A 10,431-nucleotide genomic window follows, 5' to 3' on the forward strand; every position below is an offset into this window, starting at 1 on the left:
CTTAAGCTGCTGTAATTCGCCGTAGGCGAATAGCAAAAACCGCTTTGAGCGGTTACCGCGTTTCAAGCCCCCGGCTTTGCCGGGGGTTTTGACAGCGAAAAGAATGAGGACGGTGGAAGCCTATTGTAAAGCATAAACAAAAATGTTGCCCCGGAAATCTATCCGGGGCAACACAGCTGGCCGACGGCAATGGAAAGGTGAACCGGAGAACCCACAGAGGGCTCCCTCCATTTCCGAGTGCGCTACATCAGGCCGATACCGTTCCAATAGGGGACGGCAACCACAACGACAAAGATCCCTACGATGAGCATACGGATCGCCAAGGCGGTTACGATGTGGCGGAGCAGGACCCGTTCAGTGATGAAAATGTAGAGGAAGTAAACGGCTTCATACGGGAAGATGTACTGGTCCAGGCCAAAGTTGAATGCGTAGAACAGCGGGAGCGGGTTTACGTTCATGGCTGTCCCCAGCTCTCCGAAGGCGGGCGTAAACGCGGCCGTCGCCGCAAGCGGGGTGAGCAGGAAGTTGATGACGACCCCGGCGGCATAGGCGCATACGACGGACATGGTTTCGCCCCATCCCTGAAGCAGAGGCACGATGCTCGCCACGGCCCACTTGTTCGCGCCGACGCTACCGCCCACAAAGCCGATAGCCATACAGCCCGTGATGAACACGAGGAATACGATGTTCAGGTTGCTGAAGCTTTCGCGGTCAAGGACATTGATGCCGGGCAGGTAGCTCAGGAGCGCCAGCACGCAACAGACGTATACGGGATCGATATGGGTCAGGGGTTCCAGCATGAAGCCGAGGATGATGCCGAAGACGAGGACCAGCAGCTTGATTTCACGCGGCTGGATGGGGCCCATTTCGCGGCAGCTTTGCTCGATGAACGTGGAGAAGTGCGCTCCGGAGACGAGCGTTTCGCGTCCCTTTACGATATAGACCGTCGCCATCGACAATGCGTAGTATATCAAATTGATGAATGTTGCCTGATAGGCATAGTCCCAGAAGTTGACGGTCTTGTCCGTCCCCTTGAGCATCATCCCGAAAGCCCAGATGAAGGATTCCGAGGAGTGCAGGAACATGAACTGCGGGGCCGCCGCCGCAAAGAAAGCCATCATGACGATGGTGGACGACATGCGGGACTTGGCGTCGAGCTGGAGCGCTTGGATAATGCCTACTGCGATGGCGCAGAAGATGACGACGCGGGCGAGGATGGAAGGAAGAATGACGACGAGCACAAGCCCGGCGAGGAAGAATCCCGCCACAAGGCCGTTGAAGGAGCCGCCCGTCAGCTTGAGACATCGCAAGGCCAGCCGCTTGGCCAGCCCCGTCTTTTCCATGCCTTCACCAATGATGACCGCAGCGAAGCTCAGCCACGGGAGCACGGTGGCCCACGGCCCGAATACGACTTCGGCATCCGCCACGCCGCAAAGGATATAGGCGAACGTGAGCATGGCCGCCACGCCGATGGCGGGGAATACATTGAGCGCCCATGCTATGATGGCGGCGCTGGTAAGCCCCATGTACAGCGGGAAATGCGGCGAGACGTCTTGCGGGGAAAGGAAGTAGACGCCGCAAGGGATAAGCAGGGTCATGGTCCATTTGAGAGCCTGAACGGGATTCATAACGACCTCTGTTGGTATGAGGGAAAAATGGCTTGACCGGACAGGAATGTACAGGCGTTTACCGGGGATATGCTTTGGAATGGTTGGCGGAACTCTGGAAAACAATTGGGGGAAAAGGGCCGTGTGGCGGGGCCGGGGAGGTTCTCTCCCCGGCGTACAGCCTATTTCAGGCGGTCGCGCCATGCCGTGCGGGGCGTGCCGCCTTCCTGCCAAACGCGAAGGAACTTGTCGCGGAGCAAAGGGTTCGTGAAGGTGAAGTCGGCCCGTAAATGACGTCCCCGGCTTTCTTTGCGTTCGCGTGCCGCAATCATGAGCGCTTCGCCGAGATCGAGCAGGTTGAGCACTTCCGCAGCGCGCATCAGTTCGTGGGCATCGGATACCGACATTTCCTTATTGATTTTTTTTCGCAGGTCGCCGATATATTTGATACCTGCCGTCAGCAGCGTATCGGAGCGCAGGCGGTGCGGGCCGCAGTCCGCGTATTCGGTCATGATCTGCTGGAGAGCGAAGTTCGCTTCCTGCCATGACGCGCCGCCGCTGCGTTCATACAGGCTGCTGAAGAATGCCATGCGCTCCTGGCAGAAAGGCGCACCGTCCACATCGGCGGGCTGACCGAGCGTTTTGTAGTCCCCCGCGTGATGCCCCGCGATCCAGCCGTAGACCGCCGCAGCGCCGATATCGCCGCTGATGTTGCCCATCATGTCGCCCGCCGCGAACAGGCCGCGGATATTGCTTTCGCCGTTGATGTCGATTTCGATGCCGTTGGTACAGAGGTTGGCTTCGTACTGCCCGAATTCCACGGCATGTCTGCCGGGATCGATGCCTTCCTTGTCCATATAGTCGAGCAGCGCGGTGAGCCCTTCGCACCGCATGGCCCAGCGCATATGCTCGAGGTCTTCCGGGCTCGCGCCGGAGCAGTCCATATAGGCGGGGCCCGTGCCGTTGAGCTTCAGATCGGTAAAGGCGGACGCCCAGATGTCGCTGGTCATGTCGCCGGTTTCCACGTTGGGCTTGGTGATGAACGGGCCGATGGGCTTGCCGTTGGGATACCGGTAGACGCCGATCCATGTGGCCTTGCCGCAGCGGGCGAGGAAACGGGGCCCGGCATGGCGGTAGGTCTTTTCCATATTGACGAGATGGGCTCCCAAGCGCCACGCCTGTGCGATGGAGTCACCGGTTCCGGAAGGGCACATGTTCGTGTTGAACATCTGGCTCGGCGTGGGATCGGTCGTGAACAGACGGCTGACGTATCCCGTGGCGACCACTACGGCTTTGGCCTTCACGATACGATAGGCCGGCTCGTCGGAGGAAATATCGAGGGCCAGGGCGCCGGTGATGCCGTTATCGTCGCGGAGCAGTTCCAGCACGGGCGAGTGGTTGACGATACGGACGCCTCGTTTCTTGGCCTGTTCCGTGAGCACCTTTTTTTGATTGTGGCCGTCATACTTGAGGAAAATTTTTGGACGCCCCGGATAGGCATGGCCTTCGAAGTGGAAATCCCCGGTAGGCTTCATGTTGATGCCCCAGTCATTCCACATGTTGACGATCGTGGGGCTGGTTTCCAGAAAACGCATGACAAGCGGCGTGTCGTTGCTGGTGGCGTTCTGGCTGTCCATAAATTCTTCATACACCACATTGATGGTGCCGTGCTTCTCCGGGATATAGCAGAGAAAATGATCGTTGCCCGTGGCTCCCGCCCCGCTGCGCTTCGTGTTGGCCTTATCCAGCAGGATTACGCTCGCGCCTTTGTCCGCCGCCGCAATAGCGGCCATAAGTCCGGCGATGCCGCCGCCGACGATGAGAACGTCCGATTCCAGCCTTTCTTTAATGGGGATCATGATGATTGCCTCCGAGTGATAAAAGGATGCTGATGCTGCGGGGTTATTCTTTGGGTTTGAGGGAATCGGAGTCCACATAGAGCAACATGTGCGTCAGAGGAAGCCGAAGCTCGATCGCCTTGGCCCGGCAATCAAGAACGCAGGCGTTGCAATGCCAGCATTCATAGGGGCGGCGTACTTCAGGAATTTTGTCTTTCTTGGGATCGTGGCGAAAGACTTGGAGCGGGCACACGTCCGCGCACATGCCGCAACCAATGCATTTGGTCCTGTCGATGACTGGGGGCATATTCGTTTCCTCCTGAGCAAAACGGTGTTTTCCGAAGTTGGGGTATCATGAGATGTCGTTATGCGTTCTTTCTTTCACAACATGGGTGAGTGCGACTATCGCATATGCGACAAAACGCAAAAAAGCCCGTCATGAAGAATGACGGGATTTTTTGTATTACACTGAAATAATTTAATTAAAATAAAAACAAGCTAAATGGATATTTTTTCACGAAAAGGCGGGCTTTATAGGTGCGCCATATGGCGCAGCCGTTCCATATCAATGATTTCCACGCGGCGGCAGGTAAAGCAGGCAATGATGGCTTCCTGTTTGAGGTGCTGGATTGCCCGCGCCAGTGTAGCGCGATGGACGCCGAACACGGAAGCGAGCTGTTCCTGCGTCATGCCGAGAGGGAACTCATCGGAACCCCGTTCAAGGCTGAGGGAAATGAGAAAGCGGCTGAAACGGGTGACGAAATCATTCATGAGCATGTCAGTGAGATACGTATGGTAGGTGAGGACCAGCGTGCCGAGCAACTCGATAACGGAAAGCATGAGGTTGGGATACCGGGCGGCGAAAACGGGATCATGCAGTACCTTTCCCGGAATTTGCCAGATCACGGCGTCGGTCATGCACTGATACTGCCCGGATGCCTCACACCGGGTGGCCGCGGGAGCGAGGTTGAAGATGCTTCCCGGCTCAAAGGAAACGACCGAACGCATCCTGCCGTCGATCGTGTCGAAAACCACATGGACTTTTCCTTCATCAATATAAAAGAGATCGAAACAGGTTTCGCCCTCAACCTTGACGATGCTTCCGGCGGAGTGGCGCTGCTTGGTGCCAAGATGCAGTATCTCGTGCCATGCCGTAGCCATGTTTCCGATCTTTGGAACGGCAAATGGGGCGAACAGGGGCAGCTTGCTGGATGAAACGGGGATACTGTCGTGCTTGGCCATGATTGCACCTCCAGAGTATAAAGTGTGCAATAGTCCCGGGTGGAAAACAAGGGCCCGCCTCAACGGAGCGGGAGTTCCCTCGGGGCGGATGCAGTCGGTGGTTGTGGAGCGCGCCGGAGGCCGCAAAAAAACGCATTCCGGCCGCTCCGTTTTTTTACTGCAAATTCAGTGAGAAAAAAGGACATCGCATGGTGATGAAGATGCGAAGAGTGCGGGAGGGCGCTTGAGAGAATCTTTTTTTGCTCTTAACATTCTCTTCACGCCCTGTGTAGCATGATAGCTTCACCAATGAATGAGAACCCCCATAAAGGAGTATCCGTATGCGTTACATCATGGCTTTGCTGCTTTCTTTGGCTTTGGCAGTTCCCGCTTTCGCGGGGTTTGAGGGACCTAATGCCAGTACCGGCGGATTCGCTGGCCCCGGCCCTCAGACCATTACGAAAGCGGCGCAGGTACAAAATGCCCTTGATGATACCACCTGCACGCTGGAAGGGAATATTCTGGAACGCCTCAGCAAAAACAAGTATGTATTTCAGGATGATTCCGGAAAGATAACGGTAGAAATCGGCCAGCGGATCTTTGGTTCCAATAGGGTAACGCCGGAGACGCGGGTGAGGCTGACGGGCGAAGTGGATCACAAGAAGCAAGGGCGCGCCAATGAAGTGGACGTGCGGTATCTTGAAATCGTGAAGTAGTTCGTTCGGGAAGGCGGGCGCGGAGATTCTCTGTGCCCGCCTTTTGTTTATGGCATTGCCGGAAGACCGTTTGAGGGAAGCGGAGGAGCGCATGGAAGCAGGCCGGATACGTGCACTGATTATTGAAGACAACCAAGATATTACCGCAAATCTGTACGCGTTCCTCGAACCTCTCGGCTATGAGCTCGACTGTTCCGCCAACGGCCATATCGGATTGGAGATGGCGGTGGCGGGTACCTTTGACGTCATCGTGCTGGACATCATGCTTCCGGGGATGGACGGGTTGGCGGTGTGCCGGGCTTTACGGGAAGAACATGTCGATCCGACGCCGATTCTCATGTTGACGGCCCGTGATACGGTTGCGGATCGTGTGACGGGGCTTGATTGCGGAGCTGACGACTATCTGGTCAAGCCGTTTTCGATGAAGGAGCTGGACGCCCGGTTGCGTGCGCTGGTGCGCCGTGCGCGGGGGCGGCAGACCCGTAGCGTCTTACGTTGGGAAGACATTGAGCTTGATCCCGCGGCCCACAGCGCAACCCGGAGCGGGGTTCCCCTGCGTTTGAGCCCAACAGGGTTCGTCATTTTGGAGACATTGCTGCGGGCCGCTCCGGCCGTCGTCCCCAGAACGGAACTTGAACAAGCCATCTGGGGGGATTTTCCGCCGGACAGCGATGCCTTGCGTACCCATATCCATGAATTGCGCCAGAAGCTGGACAAACCGTTTACCTGTCCGCTCCTCAAGACGATCCCGCATGTAGGCTATACGTTGGTTCGGCATGAATAAAACATCGTCGTTTCTCAATGGACTTTGTGCCGGTTGCAGCGCCTTGTGGCGGGCAATATTCCTTTTCCGTCCGCTGGCGGCATTGCGCAATCGGGTGGCGCGGCGAGTCAGGACACGTTCGCTCAGCAGGCGCATCGCGGAGGCGTTCCTCGTCTTGACGTTGGTCACCGGAGGGATATTCAGCCTGAGCGCCTACCTTTCGTATGACTATGCGATTACACATGTCATCCGGTGGCACATGGAACCGATCATGCGTTTGCTCATAGCTGCTGAGGAAGGGCGCACTCTCCGTAAGGGAGAAAGGCTTTCCGTGGACAGCGAGCTGCTTGCAAAGGAACTGAAGGTAAAATGGTACGTCGGGGAAGCCATTCCTGATGATTTGCGTCCGGAGCGTTCCAAGGTGCGTGAGCTCGTGCGCATCAAACGGGATCGCTATGCCATGACATACCGGGACAAGGAGGGGCAAGAGTACGCCATTGTCGGCAAGATCAAGGACCTTGACGACTTGGAAGAGGTGATGGCCGATATTGCGCTGGCATGTGTCGTGGGGAGCCTGATCGGGGCGGGATTGTTGGCTTATTGGTTGAGCCGTCGGCTGGTCTCGCCGCTTGTCGAGCTGACCGGCAAGGTCAACCGGGGCGAAGCACTGGATGACACCCTATTGTGTTCTCGGGATGACGAGGTCGGTGATCTGGCGCGGGCTTTCGCAGGGAGGGAGCAGGCCTTGCGAGAGTTTTTGAACCGGGAACAGCTGTTCACTGGGGACGTCAGCCATGAGTTGCGCACTCCGCTGACCGTATTGCAGGGCGGGGTGGAGATTTTGGAAAGCCGCTTGAGCGGAGATGACAAACTGCTTCCGATTGTGGGCAGAATGCAGCGGACTGTTGCGTCCATGACGGCGATGGTCGGTACAATGCTGCTTCTTGCGCGTAAGCCGGAGCAGTTGGAGTTCCGGCCTTTCGATCTGTGTGTGCTGGCGAGGCAGGAGGAGGTGGAGATCCGGGAGCGCTTGCGAGGGAGGCCTGTCACCTTTTCCAGTCTGTTGCCCGACCGTCTGACGGTTTTGGGAAGCCCTGAGTTGGCCGCCATGGTTTTGCACAATCTGCTCGACAACGCATGTCGCTATACCGAACAGGGCCGCATTCTGTTGGAGTTCCGTGCGGATGAAATGCTTCTGACGGATACCGCTCCCGTCATCGATCCTGATGTGCGCGCACGCATGTTTGAACGGGGCGTGCGCGGGACCAGCAAAAGCCCCGGAAGCGGGCTGGGGCTCTCTCTTGTGCTGCGCGGCTGTGAACGCTTGGGCTGGAAAGTGGCGCACGAGCATTGGGAAGGCGGAAACCGTTTTCGTGTGCGCTTCTCTCAAGGGTAGGGCCGGGGCTGCGACACTCTAAGGAAATACGCTGATGAAGCCTTTTGATGATGAGCCAGGCCGAGAGGGGGCGGTTATGGCCGTTTTCAGTCGCAGGAGCGCCGCTGCCGTGATGGGGCAAAGGGCGGGGGGAGTGCCCTTTGCCTGAGCCATATCTCTCCCGAAGGTGTTCGGCTGATAATACTGTCGTTCTTTGAAGGGGGCACCCCAAGAGGAGGGACATCCATCAGGGACGGGAAGGAGCCCCCTCCCGGCTGGCCTCGGGCTGGAGCCCCGTATAGACTTTGAACGCTTTCTCTTTGGCGCGAAGGAGTAAAGGCGTCAGGGGGACACGCGGCATGGTGTCGATGCAGAGGCCGAGATATGCCCCGATGGGCAGCGGCGTTTGCAGGCTGTTGATCTTCCCCCAAAGCCCTTCTTTCTTCCATGTGTTTGGCGGGCCAAGCAATACGGATCGGAAAGAGAGGGTGGCCTTGGGACGGATTCGCCTGACCATACGGGCCAGCGACCAGAAATTCAGGTTATGGCGTCTGTGCCTGTACTCAAGGGTGGGACGGTGCAGGCGCCTTTGTATCTGATAGAGCGAAAAACTGTTCATAAAACCGATGATGACGCCGCGATGGGAAACTCTGATGGCTTCGCGCAGTACGTCTTCCGGGTTGTCCACGTATTCCAACACGGTGAGCAGAGCTGCGTAATCGAATTCTTCATCGTCGAAAGGGAGATGTTCCGGGCGGCCCAGCTGGAATTCAGCCCGGTTCCCCAGCCGTTCCCTCGCCATGTCGAGCAGGTCAGTACCGGTATCAAGCCCCGTGACATCAAATCCATAGTGCCAGAGCATCTCCAAAAAGATACCCGCTCCACACCCTATGTCCAGAAGCGTATGCCCGCGTCGGGGCCACTGAGAGATCAAGTGTTGAAAAAGGCGGTTTTCCTGAGTGATGGCATAGGTTCCCTCAGGCGTTGCATACCAGTTATGCAGGAATTGGGCTGTTTCGGCGTTCCACATCTTTGCCTCCACGTTCTGTATTCATGAGAACAGAGTATCCTTTTGGTGGAGTGCAGGAAAGCCCCTTACTCTGCGGACGGCCAGATGCCGCATGGTCTTGCCGGCGCATAGCCCGACCTGAACGCCTCTTCGAGATCCGAAAAGCGGATTTGATTTTTTTTCGAAATATTGGCCGTGCGCAGACATGCTTTGGAGAAAAAACGTTTGCTGTTCCTATTGCCGATGTAGGGCTCCTGAGCCTGAGGGCGGGTCAGGATGAACCCCCAGCAGCCCGCGCGCTTGTCCAGTGCGTCCTTTTGAGCCGCAGTCAGGCGGCGTACCAACTGGCTGGGGAGGTTCTTGTGCGCGTAAAAAGAAGCCATGCCCTGCTGGAGAAGCTGTTCATTGAGGGAACGCCCGTCGGGAAGGATGATTTCCGCGACAAGCCTTTGATACCGATCTCGGGATGCCCCGGGAAGCGGGATGACCTTGACCCGCTGTTTCCGTGTCCGCTCGCAGGTGAAGCGCGCTGCCTCGCGGGCATAATACTGGGGCGGGGTATCCTTGGAGCCTTTCTCAGGGGTATCGACTCCGGCAAGCCGGACGCGCTGTCCCGTATCAAGCACAAGCGTGTCTCCGTCCGTACACTGCGTCACGGTGGCTGAAAACAAGCCGTCCGCATGGGCGATGGCCGTCTGAAAAAAGAAAAAAGCCGTCACGAGGACGGCGGAAAGCATTTGGGCAAGGGTGTGCATCAAGCGTCCGCGAGCCAGCCGGAGAGGGCATCCACGATCTTGCGAGCCTGTTCCGCGCTGGATATGTTGAATTTGGACTTTTGGCGGTATTCGCCCCCCGACTTCTGATAACGGCGGATAGCATACTTGTCCGGACCGTATTCGCCCGTTTCCGCGTCGAGCTCCTGATAGCGGAAAAGGATTGTCGTCCATGCCCCCTTGGAGAGGATGACCTTGTCCAGTTCCTTGATGAGGATCTGCCCGGATTCTTCGTATTCAATAGTGATTTCGTCTGGTGTGCTGCTCATAACAGTCCTTTCGCCACGCTGTTGCGCACAGTGGCTTTTAAAATGAAAGTTTCTCCTAACGTGTTTCGTAGCTATACGCAAGAGTCCGAAAGAAAATGGCTGGAACAAGGAACGGGAATGAAATGAAGGGTCCGGAACCGGTCGAGGCTTCGTCCCACTGGACAAAATTTTTTCTGTCTGTAACAGACTGAAATATAGTCTTTTTTTATGCAGGATATATTCAATTAACTATTTGAATATTAAAGATTATTGCATCAAGAGAGAACATATACCCACCATTAGATGCTTACTTATTGCTAACCTAGCTGTTTTTCCTCGGCGGTTAGCTCTCTCCCCTTATCCCCTCTCTCACACAAGGCACGTCCACAAAAGTCCTTTGGCTAGCCCTAGGTTACGCCTAACTCGCGGGTCCTTCCGGCCCGTGGGATCTCCCAACGGCGGTTCGACCCCATACTGTGGCCGCGACTTGCGAAATGAACTCCCCGAAATAACGAGATGTTTTCTGGGGATGTTAGCTGCTGCCTAAAAACTTGGCATATTTATTTCAAATAAAATTAAGGTGCTATGATGAAAAAGAACAAATATGCCGGGCAGGTCAAAAAGCGGTGTGAGGCCGAAACGCTCAACGCCTCAGAGAAAAATATGCTTGCAAAGGTAGAGCAGGATCGGACGCTCCGCCAGTCGCTCTACCATCCCATAAGGGTGAAGGCCCCCGACATCCCCGTGGATGAGCTGATCGCATACCTGCAAGAGAACGGCATCGGTGACGCCAAGCTCTACAACAGATTGCACCGTGGTCTGATCGTTTACGTCAAGCATTGGGAGCGCTTCCTCGTCTGGAATGGACACCACTGGCGTGA

General features: G+C 56.4%; 10 protein-coding genes and 1 pseudogene. 4 read left to right on the plus strand and 7 right to left on the minus strand.

Annotation, left to right across the window (positions count from 1 at the left end):
* Positions 1-242: 242 nt before the first annotated feature.
* From T370_RS0110940 to T370_RS0110955, 4 genes are all read right to left on the minus strand, one after another.
* A complete protein-coding gene (locus T370_RS0110940) occupies positions 243-1,628 on the minus strand; it encodes an SLC13 family permease (protein WP_029435744.1) in 1,386 nt (461 codons plus the stop codon).
* A 161-nt stretch (positions 1,629-1,789) separates the two neighbouring features.
* Positions 1,790-3,466: an FAD-dependent oxidoreductase gene (locus tag T370_RS0110945; RefSeq protein ID WP_029435745.1), complete on the minus strand. Its 1,677-nt coding sequence runs from the start codon at positions 3,464-3,466 to the stop codon at positions 1,790-1,792.
* A gap of 43 nt (positions 3,467-3,509) precedes the next feature.
* Positions 3,510-3,752, minus strand: coding sequence for a 4Fe-4S dicluster domain-containing protein (locus T370_RS0110950; RefSeq protein WP_005026716.1), 243 nt, complete (start codon positions 3,750-3,752; stop codon positions 3,510-3,512).
* Positions 3,753-3,976: 224 nt separating this feature from the next.
* Entirely contained in the window at positions 3,977-4,687 is a 711-nt protein-coding gene (locus tag T370_RS0110955; RefSeq protein ID WP_029435746.1) for a Crp/Fnr family transcriptional regulator, read from the minus strand.
* Positions 4,688-5,007: 320 nt separating this feature from the next.
* On the opposite strand from T370_RS0110955, the gene T370_RS0110960 reads away from it, so the two are divergent.
* The 3 genes from T370_RS0110960 to T370_RS0110970 all read left to right on the plus strand — a co-directional run bounded on the left by T370_RS0110960 (position 5,008) and on the right by T370_RS0110970 (position 7,541).
* The gene (locus T370_RS0110960; protein ID WP_029435747.1) at positions 5,008-5,382 is read left to right on the plus strand and encodes a YgiW/YdeI family stress tolerance OB fold protein; all 375 of its coding nucleotides are present in this window, start codon (positions 5,008-5,010) and stop codon (positions 5,380-5,382) included.
* Positions 5,383-5,473: 91 nt separating this feature from the next.
* The gene (locus tag T370_RS0110965; protein ID WP_016360837.1) at positions 5,474-6,166 is read left to right on the plus strand and encodes a response regulator transcription factor; all 693 of its coding nucleotides are present in this window, start codon (positions 5,474-5,476) and stop codon (positions 6,164-6,166) included.
* Positions 6,159-7,541 carry a sensor histidine kinase gene (locus tag T370_RS0110970; protein WP_029435748.1) on the plus strand — a complete coding sequence of 461 codons (1,383 nt, stop codon included), beginning with the start codon at positions 6,159-6,161 and terminating at the stop codon, positions 7,539-7,541. The genes T370_RS0110965 and T370_RS0110970 overlap by 8 nt, the downstream gene beginning before the upstream one ends.
* A gap of 226 nt (positions 7,542-7,767) precedes the next feature.
* Here the strand turns inward: T370_RS0110970 and T370_RS0110980 are convergent, their stop codons facing one another.
* The 3 genes from T370_RS0110980 to T370_RS0110990 all read right to left on the minus strand — a co-directional run bounded on the left by T370_RS0110980 (position 7,768) and on the right by T370_RS0110990 (position 9,571).
* On the minus strand, positions 7,768-8,550 hold the full coding sequence (locus T370_RS0110980) for a class I SAM-dependent methyltransferase (protein WP_009378684.1): 783 nt from the start codon (positions 8,548-8,550) through the stop codon (positions 7,768-7,770).
* A 65-nt stretch (positions 8,551-8,615) separates the two neighbouring features.
* Positions 8,616-9,284 (minus strand): thermonuclease family protein, encoded by a 669-nt coding sequence (locus tag T370_RS0110985; protein ID WP_029435749.1) that lies wholly within the window; start codon positions 9,282-9,284, stop codon positions 8,616-8,618.
* Positions 9,284-9,571 carry a hypothetical protein gene (locus tag T370_RS0110990; RefSeq protein WP_005026731.1) on the minus strand — a complete coding sequence of 96 codons (288 nt, stop codon included), beginning with the start codon at positions 9,569-9,571 and terminating at the stop codon, positions 9,284-9,286. Before T370_RS0110990 ends, T370_RS0110985 begins: the two co-directional genes overlap by 1 nt.
* 567 nt (positions 9,572-10,138) lie before the next feature.
* On the opposite strand from T370_RS0110990, the pseudogene T370_RS26300 reads away from it, so the two are divergent.
* A pseudogene (locus T370_RS26300) lies at positions 10,139-10,431 on the plus strand (DNA primase family protein); the annotation flags it as partial.

The organism is Bilophila wadsworthia ATCC 49260, assembly GCF_000701705.1.
Taxonomy (GTDB): domain Bacteria; phylum Desulfobacterota; class Desulfovibrionia; order Desulfovibrionales; family Desulfovibrionaceae; genus Bilophila; species Bilophila wadsworthia.

What these genes read in the sequence shown, in the direction of transcription:
- T370_RS0110940 (WP_029435744.1), bottom strand. Translation starts at nt 1,628, where the DNA reads ATGAATCCCGTTCAGGCTCTCAAATGGACCATGACCCTGCTTATCCCT.
- T370_RS0110945 (WP_029435745.1), bottom strand. Translation starts at nt 3,466, where the DNA reads ATGATCCCCATTAAAGAAAGGCTGGAATCGGACGTTCTCATCGTCGGC.
- T370_RS0110950 (WP_005026716.1), bottom strand. Translation starts at nt 3,752, where the DNA reads ATGCCCCCAGTCATCGACAGGACCAAATGCATTGGTTGCGGCATGTGC.
- T370_RS0110955 (WP_029435746.1), bottom strand. Translation starts at nt 4,687, where the DNA reads ATGGCCAAGCACGACAGTATCCCCGTTTCATCCAGCAAGCTGCCCCTG.
- T370_RS0110960 (WP_029435747.1), top strand. Translation starts at nt 5,008, where the DNA reads ATGCGTTACATCATGGCTTTGCTGCTTTCTTTGGCTTTGGCAGTTCCC.
- T370_RS0110965 (WP_016360837.1), top strand. Translation starts at nt 5,474, where the DNA reads ATGGAAGCAGGCCGGATACGTGCACTGATTATTGAAGACAACCAAGAT.
- T370_RS0110970 (WP_029435748.1), top strand. Translation starts at nt 6,159, where the DNA reads ATGAATAAAACATCGTCGTTTCTCAATGGACTTTGTGCCGGTTGCAGC.
- T370_RS0110980 (WP_009378684.1), bottom strand. Translation starts at nt 8,550, where the DNA reads ATGTGGAACGCCGAAACAGCCCAATTCCTGCATAACTGGTATGCAACG.
- T370_RS0110985 (WP_029435749.1), bottom strand. Translation starts at nt 9,284, where the DNA reads ATGCACACCCTTGCCCAAATGCTTTCCGCCGTCCTCGTGACGGCTTTT.
- T370_RS0110990 (WP_005026731.1), bottom strand. Translation starts at nt 9,571, where the DNA reads ATGAGCAGCACACCAGACGAAATCACTATTGAATACGAAGAATCCGGG.